23 protein-coding genes are annotated in these 20,460 nt (G+C 67.0%); 11 read left to right on the top strand and 12 right to left on the bottom strand.

What is annotated here, in order from left to right; genetic code table 11:
* The first annotated feature begins 91 nt into the window (after positions 1-91).
* Complete coding sequence (coq7, locus tag AC5P8U_RS04200) at positions 92-736, top strand: 2-polyprenyl-3-methyl-6-methoxy-1,4-benzoquinone monooxygenase (protein ID WP_072168912.1); 645 nt, start codon at positions 92-94, stop codon at positions 734-736.
* An 82-nt stretch (positions 737-818) separates the two neighbouring features.
* Here coq7 and AC5P8U_RS04195 read toward each other — a convergent pair whose 3' ends face one another.
* Both AC5P8U_RS04195 and speD read right to left on the bottom strand, forming a co-directional pair.
* Positions 819-1,139, bottom strand: coding sequence for a DMT family transporter (locus AC5P8U_RS04195; protein WP_005419816.1), 321 nt, complete (start codon positions 1,137-1,139; stop codon positions 819-821).
* 168 nt (positions 1,140-1,307) lie between these two features.
* Complete coding sequence (speD, locus tag AC5P8U_RS04190) at positions 1,308-2,102, bottom strand: adenosylmethionine decarboxylase (RefSeq protein WP_005411315.1); 795 nt, start codon at positions 2,100-2,102, stop codon at positions 1,308-1,310.
* 149 nt (positions 2,103-2,251) lie between these two features.
* Between speD and crp the strand changes: the two genes are divergently transcribed.
* Positions 2,252-2,941: a cAMP-activated global transcriptional regulator CRP gene (gene crp, locus AC5P8U_RS04185; protein ID WP_010482649.1), complete on the top strand. Its 690-nt coding sequence runs from the start codon at positions 2,252-2,254 to the stop codon at positions 2,939-2,941.
* A gap of 134 nt (positions 2,942-3,075) precedes the next feature.
* The gene (locus AC5P8U_RS04180; protein ID WP_072168911.1) at positions 3,076-3,837 is read left to right on the top strand and encodes a sulfite exporter TauE/SafE family protein; all 762 of its coding nucleotides are present in this window, start codon (positions 3,076-3,078) and stop codon (positions 3,835-3,837) included.
* Between the two features lie 97 nt (positions 3,838-3,934).
* On the opposite strand, the gene AC5P8U_RS04175 is transcribed toward AC5P8U_RS04180, so the two are convergent.
* The 10 genes from AC5P8U_RS04175 to AC5P8U_RS04130 all read right to left on the bottom strand — a co-directional run bounded on the left by AC5P8U_RS04175 (position 3,935) and on the right by AC5P8U_RS04130 (position 12,400).
* Complete coding sequence (locus AC5P8U_RS04175) at positions 3,935-4,651, bottom strand: haloacid dehalogenase-like hydrolase (protein ID WP_005419826.1); 717 nt, start codon at positions 4,649-4,651, stop codon at positions 3,935-3,937.
* Positions 4,648-5,442, bottom strand: a complete 795-nt coding sequence (gene trpC / locus AC5P8U_RS04170; RefSeq protein WP_005419828.1) for an indole-3-glycerol phosphate synthase TrpC — start codon at positions 5,440-5,442, stop codon at positions 4,648-4,650. The genes AC5P8U_RS04175 and trpC overlap by 4 nt, the downstream gene beginning before the upstream one ends.
* Before the next feature lie 74 nt (positions 5,443-5,516).
* Entirely contained in the window at positions 5,517-6,548 is a 1,032-nt protein-coding gene (trpD, locus tag AC5P8U_RS04165; protein ID WP_049443905.1) for an anthranilate phosphoribosyltransferase, read from the bottom strand.
* Positions 6,549-6,564: 16 nt separating this feature from the next.
* Positions 6,565-7,152: an anthranilate synthase component II gene (locus tag AC5P8U_RS04160; protein ID WP_005419831.1), complete on the bottom strand. Its 588-nt coding sequence runs from the start codon at positions 7,150-7,152 to the stop codon at positions 6,565-6,567.
* A 2-nt stretch (positions 7,153-7,154) separates the two neighbouring features.
* Positions 7,155-7,934, bottom strand: a complete 780-nt coding sequence (locus AC5P8U_RS04155) for an SIMPL domain-containing protein (protein ID WP_065197061.1) — start codon at positions 7,932-7,934, stop codon at positions 7,155-7,157.
* A 67-nt stretch (positions 7,935-8,001) separates the two neighbouring features.
* A complete protein-coding gene (trpE, locus tag AC5P8U_RS04150) occupies positions 8,002-9,477 on the bottom strand; it encodes an anthranilate synthase component I (protein WP_188240557.1) in 1,476 nt (491 codons plus the stop codon).
* 200 nt (positions 9,478-9,677) lie between these two features.
* Entirely contained in the window at positions 9,678-10,613 is a 936-nt protein-coding gene (gene yegS / locus AC5P8U_RS04145) for a lipid kinase YegS (protein WP_111008326.1), read from the bottom strand.
* Positions 10,614-10,867: 254 nt separating this feature from the next.
* Positions 10,868-11,350 carry a GNAT family N-acetyltransferase gene (locus AC5P8U_RS04140; protein ID WP_065178874.1) on the bottom strand — a complete coding sequence of 161 codons (483 nt, stop codon included), beginning with the start codon at positions 11,348-11,350 and terminating at the stop codon, positions 10,868-10,870.
* A 12-nt stretch (positions 11,351-11,362) separates the two neighbouring features.
* Entirely contained in the window at positions 11,363-12,040 is a 678-nt protein-coding gene (gene rpe / locus AC5P8U_RS04135) for a ribulose-phosphate 3-epimerase (RefSeq protein WP_072168909.1), read from the bottom strand.
* 30 nt (positions 12,041-12,070) lie between these two features.
* Entirely contained in the window at positions 12,071-12,400 is a 330-nt protein-coding gene (locus tag AC5P8U_RS04130; protein WP_495213938.1) for a J domain-containing protein, read from the bottom strand.
* A gap of 144 nt (positions 12,401-12,544) precedes the next feature.
* On the opposite strand from AC5P8U_RS04130, the gene AC5P8U_RS04125 reads away from it, so the two are divergent.
* From AC5P8U_RS04125 to AC5P8U_RS04090, 8 genes are all read left to right on the top strand, one after another.
* A complete protein-coding gene (locus AC5P8U_RS04125; protein WP_032954595.1) occupies positions 12,545-13,471 on the top strand; it encodes a phosphoribosylaminoimidazolesuccinocarboxamide synthase in 927 nt (308 codons plus the stop codon).
* A gap of 199 nt (positions 13,472-13,670) precedes the next feature.
* The gene (locus AC5P8U_RS04120) at positions 13,671-14,156 is read left to right on the top strand and encodes an Mpo1 family 2-hydroxy fatty acid dioxygenase (protein ID WP_053497697.1); all 486 of its coding nucleotides are present in this window, start codon (positions 13,671-13,673) and stop codon (positions 14,154-14,156) included.
* Positions 14,157-14,487: 331 nt separating this feature from the next.
* Positions 14,488-17,316, top strand: a complete 2,829-nt coding sequence (locus tag AC5P8U_RS04115) for a monovalent cation/H+ antiporter subunit A (protein ID WP_495213937.1) — start codon at positions 14,488-14,490, stop codon at positions 17,314-17,316.
* Positions 17,316-17,708 (top strand): Na+/H+ antiporter subunit C, encoded by a 393-nt coding sequence (locus AC5P8U_RS04110; protein WP_072168906.1) that lies wholly within the window; start codon positions 17,316-17,318, stop codon positions 17,706-17,708. Before AC5P8U_RS04115 ends, AC5P8U_RS04110 begins: the two co-directional genes overlap by 1 nt.
* Positions 17,705-19,240: a monovalent cation/H+ antiporter subunit D gene (locus tag AC5P8U_RS04105; protein WP_072168905.1), complete on the top strand. Its 1,536-nt coding sequence runs from the start codon at positions 17,705-17,707 to the stop codon at positions 19,238-19,240. The genes AC5P8U_RS04110 and AC5P8U_RS04105 overlap by 4 nt, the downstream gene beginning before the upstream one ends.
* A complete protein-coding gene (locus AC5P8U_RS04100; protein ID WP_005419867.1) occupies positions 19,237-19,743 on the top strand; it encodes a Na+/H+ antiporter subunit E in 507 nt (168 codons plus the stop codon). The genes AC5P8U_RS04105 and AC5P8U_RS04100 overlap by 4 nt, the downstream gene beginning before the upstream one ends.
* The gene (locus AC5P8U_RS04095) at positions 19,740-20,024 is read left to right on the top strand and encodes a K+/H+ antiporter subunit F (RefSeq protein ID WP_005411334.1); all 285 of its coding nucleotides are present in this window, start codon (positions 19,740-19,742) and stop codon (positions 20,022-20,024) included. Before AC5P8U_RS04100 ends, AC5P8U_RS04095 begins: the two co-directional genes overlap by 4 nt.
* Complete coding sequence (locus tag AC5P8U_RS04090) at positions 20,021-20,410, top strand: Na+/H+ antiporter subunit G (protein WP_005419868.1); 390 nt, start codon at positions 20,021-20,023, stop codon at positions 20,408-20,410. Before AC5P8U_RS04095 ends, AC5P8U_RS04090 begins: the two co-directional genes overlap by 4 nt.
* Positions 20,411-20,460 lie beyond the last annotated feature (50 nt).

Raw genomic sequence — 20,460 nt, 5'->3', positions numbered from 1 at the left:
AGCCCCCGGTGCAAGCCGGCCATGTCCCGGGTTGGCAGGGGGCCGGAGCCGGGGGAGAATCGAGGGGTCTTCCGTCCCACCGCGTACCGCCATGACCGTGCTCCGCCAGACCACACCGCTGGACCACCTGCTGACCGAAGCGCAGCGCGCCTTGGACACGGTGTTCGGCAACCCGCCGGCGGCCCGCCCCTACCCGGCCGCGGACACCAGCGAGCCGGGCATGGACAACGCTGAACGCCGCCACGCGGCCGGGCTGATGCGGATCAACCACGTCGGCGAAGTCTGCGCACAGGGCCTGTATTTCGGCCAGGCCGCCGTGGCCCGCGACCCTGCCACGCGTGAACACCTGCTGGAAGCGGCCCAGGAAGAGACCGACCACCTGGCGTGGTGCGCCACCCGGCTGGGCGAGCTGGGCAGCCGCCCGAGCCTGTTCAACCCGTTGTGGTACGCCGGCAGCTACACCATCGGCACCCTGGCCGGGCTGCGCGGCGACGGCTGGAACCTCGGTTTCGTGGTCGAAACCGAGCGCCAGGTGGAAGCCCATCTGGACGAGCACCTGGTCGACCTGCCGGCCGGCGACCTGCGCAGCCGTGCGGTCATCCAGGTGATGAAGGAAGACGAAGCCCGCCATGCGGAGCACGCCGAGCAGGCCGGCGCACGCCGCCTGCCGTTCCCGATCCCGGGCGTGATGGCGCTGGCCTCCAGGGTGATGAAGACCATCGCCTACCGCATTTGAAGGGTCGCCCGCACCAACGGTGCGGGCCTACCAGGAGGTGCGGGGGGCGACGGTGGGGCCCGACCGTTGGTCGGGCCATCCATCAGTTGGGCGACACCAGCTTCAGGCCGATCACGCCGGCCACGATCAGGCCCACGCAGGCCAGGCGGGCCGGCGACGCACTGTCATTGAACAGGTAGATGCCGAGCACAGCCACGCCCATGGCACCGATGCCGGTCCAGATCGCATAGGCGGTGCCGACCGGGATGCTCTTCATCGCCTGGCTCATCAGGTACAGGCTGATCAGGGCCGATACCACCGTGGCAACGGTGGGCAGGGGTTTGCTGAAGCCTTCGGAGTACTTCATTCCGAGGGCGAAACCGATCTCGAACAGGCCGGCCAGCAGCAGGTAGATCCAGGGCATGGGTGGGGGCTCCTTACCTTTCTTGAGAAAAACGAAACGGCCCGGTGTTTTCACACCGGGCCGTGGGTCGGTACATCACCGTGGAACTGTAACGTGTGTGGGGCACTGGTTCCATGGGGCGGGTCGTCCCGCCTGGGTGGCGATGCCTGCGGGCATCGCACATGGGACTTACTCGGACAGGTTCCGGCCGTGGAACAGCTCTTCGATCTCGCGCTTGAGCAGCGCTTCGATCTTCATGCGTTCCTTGAACGACAGGTTCTTGGCCTTTTCCTCGAACAGGTACTGGTCCAGGTCGAAGTCCTTCAGGTGCATCTTCGTGTGGAAGATGTTCTCCTGGTAGACGTTGACGTCGAACATCTCGTAACGCGACTTGATGTTCTTGGCCAGGAAGTTCTGGATCGAGTTGATCTTGTGGTCGATGAAATGCTTCTTGCCCTTCACATCGCGGGTGAAGCCACGGACGCGGTAGTCCATGATCACGATGTCCGACTCGAGGCTCTCGATCAGGTAGTTCAGGGCCTTCAGCGGGGAAATGACGCCACAGGTGGCCACGTCGATGTCCGCGCGGAACGTGGCGATACCTTCCTGCGGATGGGTTTCCGGGTAGGTATGCACCGTGATGTGGCTCTTGTCCATGTGCGCGACCACGGCGTCGGAGATCAGCTCCTTGCCGGCCAGCTTCTTGTCGATCACCGGTTCTTCGGAGATCAGGATGGTCACCGAGGCACCCTGCGGATCGTAGTCCTGGCGGGCCACGTTCAGGATGTTGGCGCCGATGATCTCGGCGACATCGGTCAAGATCTGAGTCAGCCTGTCGGCGTTGTACTCTTCATCGATGTATTCAATGTAACGCTGACGCTCCTCTTCGGTGCGCGCGTAACACACGTCATAGATGTTGAAGCTCAGCGCCTTGGTGAGGTTGTTGAAACCCTGCAGCCTCAGGCGAGGCAACGGCTTGACCACGGCGGTCGATTCCTGTGTAAGAAGGGAAAGGGGGAATTATGGGGCAAACTGCCCCCGGGGGGAACGTGAAGACGCAAGAGTTCTGGCACACTGTTTGCCCTTAACAATTGCGCTGGTTAAGCTCCGCTATCGACCCCGTGAATCCGTTCATGCGCAGAGGGAGCGCTCCTATCGTGTCAACCGTGCGCCTAGCTAGCAGTCCACTGGCCCTGGATATCGCCACAATCGATCGTTTCCTGGCGCACAGCCACAGGCGGCGATATCCCACCCGTACCGACGTCTTCCGGCCCGGAGACCCGGCGGGAACCCTGTATTACGTCATCAGCGGCTCGGTTTCGATCATGGCCGAGGAAGATGACGATCGCGAGCTTGTGCTGGGCTACTTCGGTGCCGGCGAGTTCGTCGGCGAGATGGGCCTGTTCGTCGAATCGGACCGCCGCGAGGTGATCCTGCGGACCCGTACCGCCTGCGAGCTGGCTGAAATCAGCTACGAGCGCCTGCATCAGCTGTTCCTCGGCCCGCTGTCGGCCGATGCCCCGCGCCTGCTGTATGCGCTGGGCCAGCAGATTTCCAAGCGCCTGCTCGACACCAGCCGCAAGGCCAGCCGCCTGGCATTCCTGGACGTTACCGACCGGATCGTGCGCACCCTGCACGACCTGGCGCAGGAACCGGAGGCGATGAGCCACCCGCAGGGCAGCCAGCTGCGCGTCTCGCGACAGGAACTGGCGCGACTGGTCGGCTGCTCGCGCGAAATGGCCGGCCGCGTGTTGAAGAAGCTGCAGACCGACGGCCTGCTGCATGCCCGCGGCAAGACCGTGGTGCTGTACGGCACCCGTTGATTGCAAGGCAACCCAACGCTGCCGAGCCATCCTGTAGAGCCGAGCCGACGCTCGGCTGCGGTACGTCAAAGGCAGCCGCGCAAGGGCTCGGCTCTACACGGCCCCTGCGCGGCCCGCTGAGCTAGGCTCGGTACATGGAGCTGAGCAGCGAATTCTGGTGGTTCATTCTCATCGGCCTCGGCGCACAGCTGGTGGACGGTGCATTGGGCATGGCCTTCGGCCTGGTGTCCTCGTCGGTGATGCTCAGCATGGGCCTGCCCCCGGCACAGGTCAGCGCCAGCATCCACACCGCTGAAGTGTTCACCACTGGCGCCTCGGGGGTGTCGCACCTCGCAGCCGGAAATGTCGATAAACGCCTGTTCGTGCGCCTGGCCCTGCCCGGCGCAGTGGGCGGTGCCGTGGGCGCGTACGTGCTCACGCAGCTCCCGGGCGAGATCATCCGGCCACTGATCTACCTGTACCTGCTGGTGCTGGCGATCATCATCCTGGCCCGCGCCGCTGGGCGCTTTATGCCCAAGGGCGAGATCCGGCGGGTGCCGGTGCTGGGCTTCTTCGCCGGCCTGCTCGACGCCAGCGGCGGCGGTGGCTGGGGGCCGATCGCGACGTCCACCCTGCTCGCCCGCGGCGGCCAGGCGCGCACCACCATCGGAACAGTCAACGCAGCCGAGTTCGTGGTCACGTTGACGGTGTCAGCGACCTTCCTGTTGTCGATGGGCGTGCAGCATCTGCAGATCGTCGCCGGCCTGCTGATCGGCGGCATGATGGCCGCGCCGGTGGCGGCGATCCTGGTCAAGCGGGTGAAGGAGCGCTGGGTGCTGGTGGCCGTCGGCGTGCTGGTGCTGGGCATCAGCCTGTTCCAGATCGGGCATGCGGTGTACGGGCACCTCTACCGCTGAAGCATCCCCTGTAGAGCCGAGCCATGCTCGGCTGAGGACGCACGGATCCCGCAACGAAGAGCAGCCGAGCATGGCTCGGCTCTACAACAGGCGCGGGTCAGGCCTTGTCGCCGCCGCGATCCACGCATCCCCAGTTGAGGATGCGGGTGCCGGCCGGCAGCACGCGGCGGAAAAACGCCACCCGCCCCGGCTTCGGGTTCACCACCACCGGCGCCTTGGCCGCCAGCAGCAGCGGCAGGTCGGCGGTGCTGTCGGAGTAGGCGATATCGATGTCGCCATAGCCGCGTTCGCGCAGCATGCGCATCTTCTCTTCGTTGTGGCAGTGCCGGGTCGGGCCAACACCGCCCAGCCGCGGGCCGACCTCGGTACCGATCACCGGTACGTCCTGATGGGCGACGAAGGCCAGGATCGCGCGGGCCAGCTCCGGCGGCGCGCCGGTGGCAACCACCACGCGATCGCCCTTGGCGCGGTGCGCGGCGAACACCTCCAGCGCCTGCGGCAGCAGCTTGGCGCGCATCTGCGCCTGGTTGCGCAGCACGTAGGCGTCGATCACCTTGTTGAAATCGCGCGCACGGTGCAGGCCGAAGCTGCCGATCCACACATAGACCGAGATGCCCGCGCGACGGGTCGGCAGCATCGCCACCATCGGCCCGGCAATCGGCGTGACCAGCAGCGCCGCCAGCATGCGCAACGGGTTGCGCTTGATCAGCGAGGCGAACAGGTGGGTACCCGAATCGCCGTCGTAGAGGGTGTGGTCGAAGTCGAAGACCACCAGCGGCGCATCCTCGCGCGGCGTCGGATAGTGCGTTGTCATGTTGCGAAGAATAGCTGACGCAGGCCCTCGCCCGGCTCTTCCACGCGCATGAAGGCCTCGCCGACCAGGAAGGCATGGATGCCTGCATCGCGCATCAGCGCCACGTCCTGCGGGCCGAGGATGCCGCTCTCGGTGACCAGCAGGCGGTCACGCGGCACCGCCTGCTGCATGTCCAGCGTGGTCTGCAGCGACACCTCGAAGGTGCGCAGGTTGCGGTTGTTGATGCCGATCATCGGCGCCGGCACCTGCAGCGCGCGCTCCAGCTCGTCGATGTCGTGCACTTCCACCAGCACGTCCATGCCCAGCGACAGCGCCAGTTCCGACAGCGTGGCCAGCTGGGTGTCGTCCAGCGCGGCGACGATCAGCAGGATGCAGTCGGCGCCCAGCACGCGCGCCTCGTACACCTGGTAGGCGTCGATCACGAAGTCCTTGCGCAGCACCGGCAGCGTGCAGGCTTCACGGGCCTGCTGCAGGTAGGTATCGGCGCCCTGGAAGAAGTCCACGTCGGTCAGCACCGACAGGCAGCTGGCACCACCGAACTCGTAGCTGACCGCGATATCGGCCGGCCGGAAATCGGGGCGGATGACGCCCTTGGACGGGCTGGCCTTCTTCACCTCGGCAATCACCGCCGGGTCGCCGTTGGCCACGGCCGCCTGCAACGCGCGTACGAAGCCACGTACCGGCGGGGCGCTGGCCACGGCGGCCTGCAGCTCCTCGAGCGGGCGCTGGGCGCGGCGCTGGGCCACTTCTTCGGCCTTGCGGGCCAGGATCGTCTGCAGGATGTCGCTCATCGTCTTCGATTCGGTGCGGGGGCGCTGAGGACGGCCATTATCGGCCATCGACGGGGTCAGGCTGAACCGCGCGCTCAGGCAACCAGCGCGCGGGTGGTCTCCACATACTGTTGCAGGCGCTGGCGGGCGCTGCCATTGGCGATGGCAGCACGGGCACGGGCCAGGCCATCACCGATGTCGCTGGCCACGCCGGCCACGTACAGCGCGGCGCCGGCATTGAGCGCGACGATGTCCAGCGCCGGGCCGGGCTCGTTGTCCAGCACCGCGCGCAGCATCTGGATGGACTGCTCCGGGCTGTCCACGCGCAGGTTGCGGCTGGCCGACATGGCGATGCCGAAGTCCTCCGGGTGGATCTCGTACTCGCGCACCTTGCCGTCGCGCAACTCGCCCACCAGGGTGCCGGCGCCGAGCGAGATCTCATCCATGTTGTCGCGGCCCCAGACCACCATGGCGCGCTCGGTGCCCAGCTCGCGCAGCACGCGCGCCTGGATACCCACAAGATCAGGATGGAACACGCCCATCAGCACCGACGGCGCGCTGGCGGGGTTGGTCAGCGGACCAAGGATGTTGAAGATGGTGCGCACGCCCATCTCGCGGCGGACCGGCGCGACGACCTTCATCGACGGATGATGGATCGGCGCGAACATGAAGCCGATGCCGGTCTGCTCGATGGCAGCGGCCACCTGCGCTGGCTGCAGCTCGATGGCCGCGCCCAGCGCCTCGACCGCATCGGCGCTGCCGGACTTGGACGACACGCTGCGGTTGCCGTGCTTGGCCACGCGCGCACCGGCCGCAGCCGCCACGAACATCGCGCAGGTGGAGATGTTGAAGGTGTGCGAGCCATCGCCACCGGTGCCGACGATGTCGACCAGGTGGGTGCTGTCGGCCACCGGCACCGCCAGCGCGAATTCGCGCATGACCGTGGCGGCGGCGGCGATCTCGTCGATGGTCTCCTTCTTCACCCGCAGGCCGGTGAGGATGGCGGCGGTCATCATCGGCGACACGTCGCCGCGCATGATCTGCCGCATCAGGTCGACCATCTCGTCGAAGAAGATCTCGCGGTGCTCGATGGTGCGTTGCAGGGCTTCCTGGGGGGAGAAGCTCATGGGAATGCTCCTTGGATCAGGCCGCCGGGCGCTGCAGGAAATTGCGCAGCAGGGCGTGGCCGTGTTCGGTGAGGATGGATTCGGGGTGGAACTGCACGCCTTCCACCGGGAACTGGCGGTGGCGCAGGCCCATGATCTCTTCGATCGAGCCGTCCTCGTTCTCGGTCCAGGCGGTCACTTCCAGGCAGTCCGGCAGACTGTTCTTGTCCACCACCAGCGAGTGGTAGCGGGTGGCCTGGTAGCGGTCCGGCAGGCCGGCGAACACGCCCTTGCCTTCGTGGCGGATCGGCGAGGTCTTGCCGTGCATGATGTTGCCGGCGCGGATCACGGTGCCGCCGTAGACCTGGCCGATGCCCTGGTGGCCCAGGCACACGCCGAGGATCGGCGTGGTCGGGCCCAGCCGCTGGATCAGCTCCAGCGACACGCCCGCTTCGTTGGGCGTGCACGGGCCGGGCGAGATGACGATGCGCTCGGGCTTCTGCGCGGCGATCTCGTCCACGCTCATCGCATCGTTGCGCACCACCTTCACCTCGGCGCCCAGCGTCTGCAGGTACTGCACGAGGTTGTAGGTGAAGCTGTCGTAGTTGTCGATCATCCACAACATGGTCAGGTTCCGTCGCTTATCAGGAAAATGGCGTACACGTTTTCGGTGTAGGTGATGGGGCCGGCTTCGACCGACTCGGGCAGGCGGGAGCCCGTGGTCTCGATGCTGTTCATCGGTGCCTCGGGCGCGGGCGGCGAAGGCGGCGTCACCAGATCCCCACTGCTCGGCCAACTGCCGGCCTGGATGCCATAGGCAAAGTTCGGCGCTACGTCGGAAATGCTGTACAGGCCGCGCAGCCGGGTGCCGTAGGCCTTGGCCAGGCCCTGCGCGGATTCGCGGGTCCGGGCCGCCGCCTCACCCTTGAGTTCGCGGCGCAGCGCCACTTCACCCGAATAGGTTGGCGCCAGGCTGCTCACCTGTACGTTCTCGTCGGCCTTCAACGCACCCAGCACATCCTGCATCGCCTTCACGCTGGCGAAGCTCGCACGCAGCTGGCGCGATACGCGGGTACCGATGAAGACCTGCCGGTTCTGCTCATAGCGCGTCGCCGGGCCGATCCGCAGGTTGTCCGCACGCACGCTGCCGTCCACCGCCTTGTGCTGCTTGAACAGCGCCAGCGCGCGCGCCACGTTGTCCTGCACGCGGCGGCGCGCGGCGTCGGCGTCCATGTCGGTCTCTTCGATGTTCAACTGCAGGCCGAACCGGTCCGGCATCACCACCCGACGCGCCTCGCCCTTCACCAGCAGGTGCGGCTGCGACGGAATGGTATTGGCCTGCGCCCACGCAGACGGGGCCATCGTGGCCAGCAGCGACGACCACAGCAATGCGCTCAGCAGCTTCATGCGGTACTCCTTGTCTTCAACGGGAACAGCGGAAGATGCCGCGGCGCAGGCCACGGCACGGGGAGCGTCACAGGCCCTTGGCGGCCTGGGCGACGGCGCGGAACAGCGCACGGCCCTTGTTCATCGTCTCGTCCCATTCCTTGTCCGGGTCCGAGTCGTAGACGATGCCGGCGCCGGCCTGCACGTACAGGCGGCCATCCTTGATGACCGCAGTGCGGATCGCGATCGCGGTATCGGCATCGCCGTGCCAGCCGATGTAGCCGATGCTGCCGGCGTAGACATTGCGCTTGATCGGTTCCAGCTCGCGGATCACTTCCAGCGCGCGGATCTTCGGCGCGCCACTGACCGTGCCGGCCGGGAACGTGGCACGCAGCACGTCGGCGTAGCTCAGGCCCGGCTGCAGCTGCCCGGTCACTTCGCTGACGATGTGCATGACATGGCTGTAGCGTTCGATCACGAACTGCTCGCCCACTTCCACGGTGCCGGCCTTCGAGACACGGCCGGCATCGTTGCGGCCGAGGTCGATCAGCATCAGGTGCTCGGCGCGTTCCTTGGGGTCGGCCAGCAGCTCGGCTTCCAGTGCCAGGTCCAGCTCGGGCGTGGGGCCACGCGGGCGGGTGCCGGCGATCGGGCGCACGGTGACTTCGCCATCCTGAAGGCGTACCAGGATCTCCGGCGAGGAACCGACCACCTGCAGGTCGCCGACATCGAGGAAATACATGTACGGCGAGGGATTCAACGCGCGCAGCGCGCGGTACACATCCACCGGGCGCGCCTTGAACGGCACGCTCAGGCGCTGGCTGAGCACCACCTGGAAGATGTCACCGGCGCGGATGTATTCCTTGCTGCGCTGGACCGCATCGACGAAGCCTTCGCGGGTGAAGCCGGAGACGAAATCCGATTCGTCCAGCACGTCGCTGTTGAGCGGTGCCGGATAGCCGGCGCCCGGTGCACGCAGCTTCGCAGTCAGTGCGTCCAGGCGCGCCTGCGCCTGTTCGAAGGCACCGTCGACACGCGGGTCGGCGTGCACGATCAGGTACAGCCGGCCCTTGAGATTGTCGAATACCGCCAGCTCGTTGGAGTCCAGCAGCAGGATGTCCGGCGTGCCCAGCTCATCACGGCCGGCCGGCGGGGCCAGGCGCGGCTCGATGTAGCCGATGCACTCGAAGCCAAACCAGCCGACCAGGCCGCCGGTGAAGCCCGGCAGGCCTTCCAGCTTGGGCACCGAGTGGGCGCTGCGCAGCGCCTCGACTTCGGCGAAGGGATCGGCTACCTCGCGGGTGTCCACCACCTGGCCGTCTTCGCGCACGGTCAGCGTGTGGCCGTGGAACGCATACACGCGGCGCGCCGGCAGGCCGATGATCGAGTAACGACCAAAGCGCTCGCCGCCTTCGACGGATTCAAACAGGTAGGTATTGGGGCCGTCGGCGAGCTTCAGATAGACCGAGAGTGGCGTGTCCAGGTCGGACAGCACTTCGCGGACGACGGGAATGTGGGTGTGGCCTTCAGCGGCCTGCTGCTGAAACTGAGCGTGCGAGTTCAAGACGACTTTCCTTCCGGGACACAGCGTTATGGGGGCGGACGACGGCAACGGGCCACCATCGCCACCAACGGCGTGCGGAAGAAAGAGTATGCGGGGTCGTCAGGCTGGACACCCCTTGACTGTATCGCAGCTTGCGCGGCAGGGGAACCCTGGGAAACTGAACCACTGGACGCCCGCAGCGGCCGCGGGGACCGATGACTCTACCCCTGCCCGTCCAGCAACGGGCAACCGACCGGCAGGTGCATCCGCACCCTGCCCGGCACGCACTCGACGCGGAAGTGACGGGCCTGCACGGGTTCGCCGTCCAGGTTGAGCGTCAACGGACGCTCGGATTCCACCTGCAGCCACGGCAACCGCGCCCGTGTGGCCAGCTGTTCCAGTGCGGCCTGGGTACCGGACTTCAGCATCTGGCCGAGAGTGGCGGTGACCTCCCCTTCCAGTTCCGGAAGCACGGTCACATCCAGCAGTCCATCATCGATCAGTGCCTGCGGGCACAGCTGCTGGCCGCCACCGGCCTGGCGCCCGTTGCCGATGCCCAGCGCGATGAAGTCACCTTCCCAGGCGAAGTCCGGGCCGGACAGCCGCGCGGCGATCGGCTCGATGCGGCCCAGCTTGGCGATGCCGGTGATCACGTAGGCCAGCCCACCGAGCATCTTCTTCAAGCCGGCATCGGTCTCCACCGTCACCTGCGTGCCGAAGCCACCACTGGCGAGGTTGGCGCACCACCAGGGCGTGCCATCGGCATCCACGCGCAACAGGTCGATGGGCCGTGCCGGCACCTGGCCGATCAGCGCGAGGGCATCGCCGGGCTCGGTGGGAATGCCTGCCGACGTGGCGAAGTCGTTGGCGGTCCCCATCGGAATCAACGCCAGCGAAGGCAGCGCTTCTGCCGGTTCCTCACGATGGGCCAGCGTCTCGGCCACCGCGCTGAGCGTGCCATCGCCACCGGCGGCCACGATCACGTCCACGCCATGATGGATGGCCTCGGCAACGTAGCGTTCAGCGTCACCGTCTTCCCAGGTCACCCGCACCTCCAGCTGCACGCCCTGCCCGCGCCAATGGCCCACGGCGTCGCGCAACTCTTCGTTGCCTGCGGATTTGCCATTGAGGATCAGGCGCCAGCGCGGGGTGGTCATGCGGTACTTCCAGGTCAGGGCGGCACAGGCTAGCAATGCACTGTTTGCCCGCAGTGAATGTCACGCAGGTGTCATTCAGCTGCTGGAGAATGGAAGGCCATAGCAGGGACGACGGATGGAGGCAGGATCAGCCTCCCACGCATGCAGCGAGGCCACGCCAGTGATTGGCGTGGCTTTTTTTTTGGGGGGGGGACGCAGGGAGTGCGAACCAGGGTTCGCACCCACCGGGTTGCGGTTCGCACCCACCACACGCCTCACCCGTTGGCGAAATCGTGCAGCGCCTGCCCCTGCAGCCGGTACACGGTCCACTCGTCCTGCGGTTTGGCACCGGCGGCGGTGTAGAACTCGATGGCCGGAGTGTTCCAGTCCAGCACCGACCATTCGAAACGGCCGCAGCCTTCGGCCACGGCCTGGCGTGCGATGTACTTCAGCAACGCTTTGCCGGCACCGGCACCGCGCTTTTCCTGGCTGACGTACAGGTCTTCCAGGTAGATGCCCTTGCGGCCCAGCCAGGTGGAGTAGTTGTAGAAGTACACCGCATAGCCGATGGCCTCGCCGTCGGCCTCGCAGATCAGCGCGCGGGCGGTGGCGTCGGCGCCGAACAGGCTCTCGGCGATGCCGATCTCATCGGTCTGCACCGAATGCTCGGCCTTCTCGTAGATCGCCAGCTCGCGGATGAAATGCAGGATCAGGCCAGCATCGGCCACGGTGGCCGGGCGAATGTTCAACACGGCCACCGTACTCATGGCTCAGCCCCGTGCCGCAGCGACGTTGGCGCGCATCTGCGCGATCACGTCCTGGTAGCTGGTCCTGGCGTTGAAAATGGCCGAACCGGCAACGAAGGTGTCGGCGCCGGCGGCGGCGATCTCACCGATGTTGTCGGCCTTCACGCCACCGTCGATCTCCAGGCGGATGTCCTTGCCGCTGGCATCGATCATCTTGCGCACCACCTTCAGCTTGTCCAGCGCCGAGGGGATGAAGGCCTGGCCGCCGAAGCCCGGGTTGACCGACATCAGCAGCACCAGGTCCAGGTCATCCAGCACCCAGTCGAGGATGTCCACCGGGGTGGCCGGATTGAGCACGATGCCCGGCTTGCAGCCCAGCGAGCGGATCAGCTGGATGGTGCGGTGCACGTGCCGGCTCGCCTCCGGGTGGAAGCTGATGTAGGTGGCACCGGCCTCGGCGAAGTCCGGGATGATGCGGTCCACCGGCTCGACCATCAGGTGCACGTCGATCGGCGCGGTGACGCCGTGCTTGCGCAGGGCCTGGCAGACCATCGGGCCGATGGTCAGGTTCGGCACGTAGTGGTTGTCCATCACGTCGAAGTGGACCCAGTCCGCACCGGCAGCGAGGACGTTGTCGACTTCCTCGCCGAGGCGGGCGAAGTTGGCGGACAGGATGGAGGGGGCGATGAGGCAGTGGGACATGGCCGGGCCTTGCAACGAGGGGAAAGTGGGTCAGCGCTTGCGCAGGGTCTTGATGCGGTCGTAGGCGGCATTGATCCGCCGCGACTTCTGCTCGGCCTGCTGCTGCAGCTCGGGGGCGGCGCCGCCAAGCCTGTCGGGGTGGTACTGCGAGATCAGCTTGCGGTAGGCGCGCTCGATCTCGGCATCGGTGGCCTCGGAGGTCAGCCCCAGCTCCCGGTACGGGTTCTCGTTGTTCAGGCGGAACCAGTCCGAATCGAAGGCGTGGCCAATCAGCAGGCCGACCACCGCGCCGAACAGCGGATTGGGCCGGAACAGCAGGGCGCCGGCGATGAATCCGAGCAGTTTTCCGTACCAGCGCATGGCGCTCCGGGGTCGACCGACGAAATGGACGCTCATTTTACGTCACAGCGGGCCCGGACGGCTTTACACTAGGCCGCCCGCTGGTCAGCGGGCCCGCCGGGTCCGTTGGGCAGCAGCCGTATCGACAACGCCCCAGGAGTGCCCGTGCCAACCACGCTGTTGCAATCCGATCTCCCCGGCCTGCCCTTGCGCCATCGCGGCAAGGTGCGTGATGTGTTCGATATCCCGCGCGAGCGGCTGCCAGCCGGAACCCCGCCGGGCGACTACCTGCTGATGGTGGCCACCGATCGCCTGTCGGCGTTCGACGTGGTCCTGCCCGACCCGATCCCGGGCAAGGGCGAGATGCTCTGCCAGGTCTCCAACTTCTGGTTTGCCAAGACCGCGCACCTGATGCCCAACCACCTGACCGGCATCGACGTGGCCAGCGTGCTGCCCGAAGGCGTGGACCCGGCGCTGTACGCCAAGCGCGCGGTGGTCACCCGCAAGCTGAAGCCGGTGCCGGTGGAAGCGATCGCCCGCGGCTACCTGATCGGCAGCGGCTGGAAGGATTACCAGCGCACCGGCAAGGTCAGCGGCATCGACCTGCCCGACGGCCTGCGCCAGGCCGAACAGCTGCCCGAGCCGATCTTCACACCCTCGACCAAGGCCGCGGTCGGCGACCATGACGAGAACATCGATTTCGACGCGATGGTGAAGCAGGTCGGTGCGGAACTGGCCGAGCGGGTGCGCGACGCCACCCTGCGCATCTACAAGTTCGCCGCCGATTACGCCCGCGAGCGCGGCATCATACTGGCCGACACCAAGTTCGAGTTCGGTACCGACGCCGATGGCCGGCTGTACATCATGGACGAGATGCTGACGCCGGATTCCTCGCGTTACTGGCCGGCCGACGAGTACGAAGTGGGCACCAGCCCGCCGAGCTATGACAAGCAGTTCGTGCGCGATTACCTGGAGACGCTGGACTGGGGCAAGACCGCCCCGGGTCCGAACATCCCGGCCGACATCATCGAGCGCACCCGCGCCAAGTACGCCGAGGCGCTGCAGCGCCTAGCCGGGATCAGCGTCGACTGATCCGCCTGCGCCCCTGGCCGGAAAGGCGGGGGGCGCGTTCGGTAGTGCCGGCCGCTGGCCGGCGCTTCGGTGAACCTGCAACCAGGCATGGCCTGGTCCTGGTAGTGCCGGCCGCTGGCCGGCGACGTCGCGAACTCGGCTATGCTCTGGTTTGCCGGCCAGCGGCCGGCACTACCGTTGTCCGAGGAAGCGACGCAGCATGCAGACATCCACCGAGCTTGCGCGGCCGATCGACCGCTATTTCGCCAGCTACTCCGACGACCACCGCAACGTGATCAACCAGCGCATCCACGTGGTGGCGGTGCCGGCGATCCTGTGGTCGGTGGTGGCCCTGCTGTGGTGCCTGCCGCCGCTGATCACCTGGTTCCAGTACGGCATCTGGTCGGCGTTCGCGATGTTCAGCGCCTGGTGCTTCTACAACAAGCTGTCGCGCCCCCTGGGCATCGGCATGCTCGTCCAGTTCTTCGTATTCGGCTGCCTGTGCCGCCTGCTGGAGGCCGAGATCGGCCTGCATGCGCTGCGCTGGCTGGCGGTGGGCGTGTTCGTGGTGGCCTGGATCGCGCAGTTCATCGGCCACACGTTCGAGGGCCGCAAGCCCAGCTTCCTGACCGACCTGACCTACCTGCTGATCGGCCCGGCCTGGGTGATGGCCAAGTTCTATCGCAAGCTCGACTGGCGCTACTGATCGCCGGCGGCCGACAGCGGCCGTCGTTTCCTGAACGGGCGAATTCCGTCACCCACACTCCACGGCGGCCCTGCCAGCCTGCGCCGGTGACCCGCTCCCCGCCTTCCGTCCATTGACGGCAGCCCCTGTGCGACAGGGCCTGCGGTGTCCCTTCGTGGGCGTAGGGTGTCCCCCGAGGGCAACCGGAAGGGACCGCAGGAACGTGATGTTGCGGCGCAGAAAAAATGAATCAGCGAACGTTACATGCAATTGATCGCTGTTTGATGGGTTTCGGCGACATTTCGCAGCCTGTTATTCTCCCTGACCTGCTCGTGAATCATGGATTCCCTGCATGCTCCCCAGCCTGCCCCTGCTGCTGGCCCTGCCGTTCCTGATGGCAGCGGCTGTTGCGGCCTTCCCCCGTAGTTCGCGCTCGACTGCTGCCTGGCTGGCGGCACTGGCGCCGTTGGGCGGGCTGGCCATGCTCGGCTGGCTGACCCCGGCGGTGCTCGATGGCCAGGTGGTCCGCACCCTGGTCCCTTGGCTTCCACAGATCGGGCTGGACTTCACCCTGCGCCTGGACGGGCTGGCCTGGATGTTCGCCGGGCTGGTGCTGGGCATCGGCGCCCTGGTGGTGCTGTATGCGCGCTACTACCTGAGCCAGCAGGACAACGCGCACCGCTTCTACTGCTACCTGCTGCTGTTCATGGGCGCCATGCTGGGGATGGTGCTGTCGGGCAACCTGCTGTTGCTGATGATCTTCTGGGAAATGACCAGCATCAGCTCGTTCCTGCTGATCGGCTTCTGGTCGCACCGCCAGGACGCACGCGAAGGCGCGCGCATGGCGCTGGTGATCACCGGCGGCGGCGGCCTGGCCCTGCTCGGTGGCGTGCTGTTGATCGGCCGTATCGTCGGCAGTTTCGACCTGGATGTGGTGCTGGCCGCCGGCGAGCAGATCCGCGCCAGCACGCTGTATCCGTACGCCCTGTTCCTGGTGCTGGCCGGCATCTTCACCAAGAGCGCGCAGTTCCCGTTCCACTTCTGGCTGCCGCACGCGATGGCAGCGCCGACCCCGGTCTCGGCCTACCTGCACTCGGCCACCATGGTGAAGGCCGGCGTGTTCCTGCTGGCGCGGCTGCATCCGGCGCTGGCCGGCAGCGACCTGTTCTTCTATACGGTCAGCGGCATCGGCGCGCTGACCCTGCTGATCGGTGCCTGGAACGCGATCTTCCAGCACGACCTGAAAGGCCTGCTGGCGTACTCGACCATTTCCCACCTGGGCCTGATCACCCTGCTGTTCGGCCTGTCCACGCCGATGGCGGTGGTCGCCGGCGTGTTCCACATCCTCAACCACGCCACCTTCAAGGCCTCGCTGTTCATGGCCGCCGGCATCATCGACCACGAAACCGGCACCCGCGACATGCGCAAACTGGGGGGGCTGCGCAGGCTGATGCCGTTCACCAGCGCGCTGGCGATCATCGCCTCGCTGGCGATGGCCGGGATCCCGCTGCTCAACGGCTTCCTGTCCAAGGAAATGCTGTTCGCCGAAGCGATTACGGCCGGCGGCCCGGGCATCATGCGCACGGCGGTGTCGATCGCTGCGTTGCTGGCAGGCGTGTTCGGCGTGGCGTACAGCCTGCGCTTCGTGCACGACACCTTCTTCGGCACTGGCCCGCACGACCTGGACCGCGTGCCCCACGAGCCGCCGCGCTGGATGAAGGTGCCGGTGGAGCTGCTGGTGGTGATCTGTGTGGCGGTGGGCGTGGCACCCGCACTGACCGTCGCGCCGGTGCTGCACGCCGCTGCGGCCTCGATCCTCGGCACCGCCATGCCCGAATATAGCCTGGCGGTGTGGCATGGCTTCAACCTGCCGCTGGCGATGAGCGCGATCGGCGTGGTCGGTGGCGTGGCGCTGTACTTCGGCCTGCGCAGGCTGATCAACCTGCATGCCGTGACCAATGTCAGCACGGGCCGCAATGTGTTCCACGCCCAGCTGGACGCCGTGTCCGCGCTGGCCATGCGCCTGACCAGCGGCATCGCCAATGGCAGCCTGCAGCGCATGCTGCTGGGCCTGGTGCTGGTGGCGATCGTGGTTGCCGCTGCGCCGTTCGTGGCCAACCCAGCCTCGCCGAACTGGACCGCGCCGCAGCCGATTCCGCTGCTGGGCTGGGCCCTGTGGCTGGTGATGATGGCCTGCGCGGTCGCCACCCTGCGCATCTACAAGCAGCGCCTGCTGGCGGTGCTGCTGGTCGGCGGCGTCGGCCTGATGGTGGCGCTGACCTTCGTGTTCCTGTCCGCGCCCGACCTGGCCCTCACCCAGCTGCTGGTGGAGATGGTGACGCTGGTGCTGATGCTGCTGGGCATGAATTACCTGCCCGCGCAGTCCGGGCCTGAGCGGCCGCGCTGGCGCAAGCGCCGCGACGCGGTGATCGCGATCATCGCCGGTGCCGGGCTTGGCGCGCTGGCCTATTCGGCGATGACCCTGCCGCCGAACACCATGGCCGGCGAGCTGCTCGCCCGCGCGTTGCCCGAGGCCTACGGCCAGAACGTGGTCAACGTGATCCTGGTCGACTTCCGCGGCTTCGATACCTTCGGCGAGATCACCGTGTTCGGCATCGCCGCGCTGGTGGTGCATGCGCTGCTGCGGCGTACGCGGATGGCACCGGAGCAGATCATGCCCGGCCCGCCGATCAAGCTGCCGGTGCCGGCCGACCTGGCGCAGATCATGTTCCCGCTGACCCTGACCGTGTCGATCTTCCTGTTCCTGCGCGGGCACAACGCACCGGGTGGCGGCTTCATCGCCGGCCTGGTATTGGCAGTGCCGCTGCTGATCCAGTACGTGATCCAGGGCACTGCATCGGTGGAGTCGCGCTTCGGCTTCGACTACATCCGCTGCATCGGCATGGGCCTGCTGATCGCCCTGCTCAGCGGCAGCGCCTCGATGCTGTTCGGCGTGCCGTTCCTGACCAGCGGCCATCTCGACCTGCACCTGCCGCTGATCGGCGACGTACCGCTGGCCAGCGCGATCGGCTTTGACATCGGCGTCTATCTGGTGGTGTTCGGCGGTGCCATGCTGATGCTGTCGATGATGGGCACGATCAAGCCGTCGCGAACCCGCACCGCCCGCAAGGGTGAGATCGACCTGCAACGCCGCTCGGCACGCACCGGGGAGATGCACTGATGGAACTGGCCCTGGCTACCGCGATCGGCGTGCTGACCGCCATCGGCATCTACCTGCTGCTGCGTGCGCGCAGCTTCGATGTGATCCTCGGCATGACCTTCCTGTCCTACGCCACCAACCTGCTGATCTTCGCCGGCGGCCGCGTGGTACTGGGCAAGGCGCCGGTGCTGCAGGAAGGCGTGGACAGCCACCTGGGCAACTACACCGACCCGCTGCCACAGGCGCTGGTGCTGACCGCTATCGTGATCGCCTTTGCGATGACCGCGGTGAGCATTGTGCTGGCCATGCGCAGCCGCAGCGACAACCACAGCGACCACGTGGATGCCCACGAGCCGGATGACGACCTGCAGGATGAGCGCGTGCCGCCGCGCCGGGGCGAGGACCGCGCATGAACCACCTGGTGATCCTGCCGATCCTGATTCCGCTGCTGGGTGCGGCGCTGTCGCTGTTCGTCGAACACCGCCGCTATGGCCCCAGGGTGCAGCGGGCGGTGGCCTGGACCGCGCTGTCGGCGCTGGCGCTGGCGGTCGGGCTGCTGTTTGCCACCACGGCCAGTGGTGAAATCAACGTCTACCTGCTTGGCGACTGGCCGTCGCGGCTGGGCATCGCACTGGTGGCCGACCGGCTGTCGGCGTGGATGCTGCTGACCACCCTGCTGCTGGCCATTCCCTGCCTGCTGCACGCCTGCTCGGGCTGGGACCGCCGCGCGCCGCACTTCCATGCGCTGTTCCAGTTCCAGCTGGTCGGCCTCAACGGCGCGTTCCTGACCGGCGACATCTTCAACCTGTTTGTGTTCTTCGAGGTGATGCTGATCGCCTCCTACGGCCTGCTGCTCAGTGGCGGCCGCGGCCTGCGCATGCGCATCGGCCTGCACTACGTGGTGTTCAACGTCACCGCCTCGACCCTGTTCCTGGTCGCGCTGGGCCTGCTGTATGCCTCGCTGGGCTCATTGAACATGGCCGAGCTGTCGCAGCGCATCGCCGAGGTACCGCCGGCACAGCTGACCCTGGTGAAGGCGACCATGGGCCTGTTGCTGCTGGTGTTCTGCGCCAAGGCCGCGCTGATGCCGCTGTACCTGTGGCTGCCGGAAGCCTATTCGCGCGCACCGGCGGCCGTGGCTGCGCTGTTCGCGATCATGACCAAGGTCGGCCTGTACTCGGTGCTGCGCATCCAGATGCTGTGGTTCGGCGACGATGCCGGCGCGATGGCCGGCTATGGCCGCGACTGGATGTTGTGGGCGGGCGTCGCGACGCTGGTGCTGGGCGGCCTCGGCGCACTGGCCGCCACCCGCCTGCGCGTGCTGATCTCCTACCTGGTGATCGTGTCGGCGGCCACGCTGTTCATCGCCTTCTCGGTGGGCACGCCCCAGGTGCTCTCGGCTGGCCTGTACTACCTGCCGCACAGCAGCTTCGTCGCTGCCGCGCTGTTCCTGGTTGCCGATCTGATCCGCCGCCGTCGCGGTAGCGCCAGCGACCGCAAGGAAGTGGTCGCGCCGATGCCGGGCAAGGAGACGCCCGCCGTGTTGTTCCTGATCGGCGCGGTGTCGGTGGCCGGCCTGCCGCCGCTGTCCGGCTTCCTGGCCAAGGCTGCGCTGCTGGCCGGCATGCCGGTGCAGTACACCGCCCCGGTCTGGACCGCTGTGCTGGTCAGCAGCCTGCTGGTGATCATGGGCCTGACCCGGGGGGGCATCCGCCTGTTCTGGCGCGTGCCGCCGGTCGATCCGGAAGCGCCGGTACCGCGCAAGGCGCGGCTGCGCCGGGTCGAGCTGTACGCGGCCTGCATCCTGCTGGCCTACGGCATCGGCATGACCCTGGCCGCAGCACCGCTGATGCGCTACACCGACGCCACCGCCGCGCAGCTGCTGCACCCCAGCGAGTACGTGCAGCAGCTGCGTGCGACTGCACCGGAGATCCGCCAGCCATGACCGCCCAGCGCTCCCTGTTCCGTCGCCTGATTCCGTCGCCGATGCTGAGCATCATGGTGGTGGCGTTCTGGCTGCTGATGTCCGACAGCTTCACCCTCGGCCAGATCGTGCTGGGCCTGCTGCTGGGCGTGGTGGTGCCGCTGTTCGCCGCACGCCTGGACCGCGAGTTCGCCCGCATCGGCACCCTGCGCCCGTTGCCGAAACTGCTGTGCGTGACCCTGTGGGACATCCTGATGTCCAACATCCGTGTCGCCCTGCAGGTACTGGGGCCGGAGAAGAACATCCACCCCGGTTTCATCTGGCTGCCGCTGGACATCGCCAACATCCATGGCATCGCTGCGCTGACCAGCATGATCACGCTGACCCCGGGCACGGTCTCGGCCGCGCTCAGCGACGACCGCAAGTACCTGCTGGTGCACGTGCTGCACCTGGAGGACCCACAGGACCTGATCGATACGATCAAGCGCCGTTACGAGGCGCCGTTGATGGAGATCTTCCCATGACCGGTTTTGAAGTCATCCAGACCACCCTGGTGGTGTGCATGCACGTGGTCGGCCTGGCGATGCTGCTGGCCACCTGGCGGCTGTTGCGCGGGCCGACCGTGCCCGACCGCATCCTCGCGCTGGACACGCTGTCGGTGACCGCGATCGCTGAGCTGATGCTGTTCGGCATGTACCTCAACTCGCCGATCTACTTCGAGGCGGCGCTGATCATCGCCATGCTCGGCTTCGGCAGCACCGTGGTGCTGAGCAAGTTCGTGCTGCGCCGGGACATCGTCGAATGATCACCGCGATCCAGATCGTCCTGTCGATCCTGCTGCTGTTCGGCTGCTTCTTCATCCTGGTCGGCGCACTGGGCCTGGTGAAGCTGTCCACCTTCTTCAAGCGCCTGCACGCACCGACCAAGGCCAGCACACTGGGCGTGGGCTGCGTGCTGGTGTGCTCGGTGTGCTACCACATCTTCCTCGGCCAGGACCCGCAGCCACGCGAGCTGCTGATCACCGTGTTCCTGTTCATCACCGCACCGATCAGCGCGCACATGATGGCCAAGGCGGCGTTGTCGCTGCTGATGGAGACCCGCCCCAGCCTGCCGGGCAACGAGCCGGCCGCCGAGGAGCAGCTGCCGCCGCCGGAACCGGTGCGGGAAGAAGAAACCACGCAGAACCGGTAGTGCCGGCCGCTGGCCGGCAATGTGACGCCCGGTAGGTGCCGACCGCTGGT

The organism is Stenotrophomonas sp. YJH_SMC_81, from assembly GCF_059370875.1.
This window is presented reverse-complemented; position numbering and strand designations above follow the sequence as displayed.

Coding starts and splice junctions, on each gene's coding strand:
- yegS (WP_111008326.1), bottom strand. CDS start 10,613: ATGACCACCCCGCGCTGGCGCCTGATCCTCAATGGCAAATCCGCAGGC.
- AC5P8U_RS04180 (WP_072168911.1), top strand. CDS start 3,076: ATGGAGCTGAGCAGCGAATTCTGGTGGTTCATTCTCATCGGCCTCGGC.
- AC5P8U_RS04110 (WP_072168906.1), top strand. CDS start 17,316: ATGGAACTGGCCCTGGCTACCGCGATCGGCGTGCTGACCGCCATCGGC.
- AC5P8U_RS04115 (WP_495213937.1), top strand. CDS start 14,488: ATGCTCCCCAGCCTGCCCCTGCTGCTGGCCCTGCCGTTCCTGATGGCA.
- AC5P8U_RS04090 (WP_005419868.1), top strand. CDS start 20,021: ATGATCACCGCGATCCAGATCGTCCTGTCGATCCTGCTGCTGTTCGGC.
- trpC (WP_005419828.1), bottom strand. CDS start 5,442: ATGAGCGACATCCTGCAGACGATCCTGGCCCGCAAGGCCGAAGAAGTG.
- AC5P8U_RS04100 (WP_005419867.1), top strand. CDS start 19,237: ATGACCGCCCAGCGCTCCCTGTTCCGTCGCCTGATTCCGTCGCCGATG.
- AC5P8U_RS04105 (WP_072168905.1), top strand. CDS start 17,705: ATGAACCACCTGGTGATCCTGCCGATCCTGATTCCGCTGCTGGGTGCG.
- trpD (WP_049443905.1), bottom strand. CDS start 6,548: ATGAGCTTCTCCCCCCAGGAAGCCCTGCAACGCACCATCGAGCACCGC.
- AC5P8U_RS04130 (WP_495213938.1), bottom strand. CDS start 12,400: ATGCGCTGGTACGGAAAACTGCTCGGATTCATCGCCGGCGCCCTGCTG.
- AC5P8U_RS04120 (WP_053497697.1), top strand. CDS start 13,671: ATGCAGACATCCACCGAGCTTGCGCGGCCGATCGACCGCTATTTCGCC.
- coq7 (WP_072168912.1), top strand. CDS start 92: ATGACCGTGCTCCGCCAGACCACACCGCTGGACCACCTGCTGACCGAA.
- AC5P8U_RS04160 (WP_005419831.1), bottom strand. CDS start 7,152: ATGTTGTGGATGATCGACAACTACGACAGCTTCACCTACAACCTCGTG.
- rpe (WP_072168909.1), bottom strand. CDS start 12,040: ATGTCCCACTGCCTCATCGCCCCCTCCATCCTGTCCGCCAACTTCGCC.
- AC5P8U_RS04195 (WP_005419816.1), bottom strand. CDS start 1,139: ATGCCCTGGATCTACCTGCTGCTGGCCGGCCTGTTCGAGATCGGTTTC.
- AC5P8U_RS04175 (WP_005419826.1), bottom strand. CDS start 4,651: ATGACAACGCACTATCCGACGCCGCGCGAGGATGCGCCGCTGGTGGTC.
- crp (WP_010482649.1), top strand. CDS start 2,252: ATGCGCAGAGGGAGCGCTCCTATCGTGTCAACCGTGCGCCTAGCTAGC.
- AC5P8U_RS04095 (WP_005411334.1), top strand. CDS start 19,740: ATGACCGGTTTTGAAGTCATCCAGACCACCCTGGTGGTGTGCATGCAC.
- AC5P8U_RS04155 (WP_065197061.1), bottom strand. CDS start 7,934: ATGAAGCTGCTGAGCGCATTGCTGTGGTCGTCGCTGCTGGCCACGATG.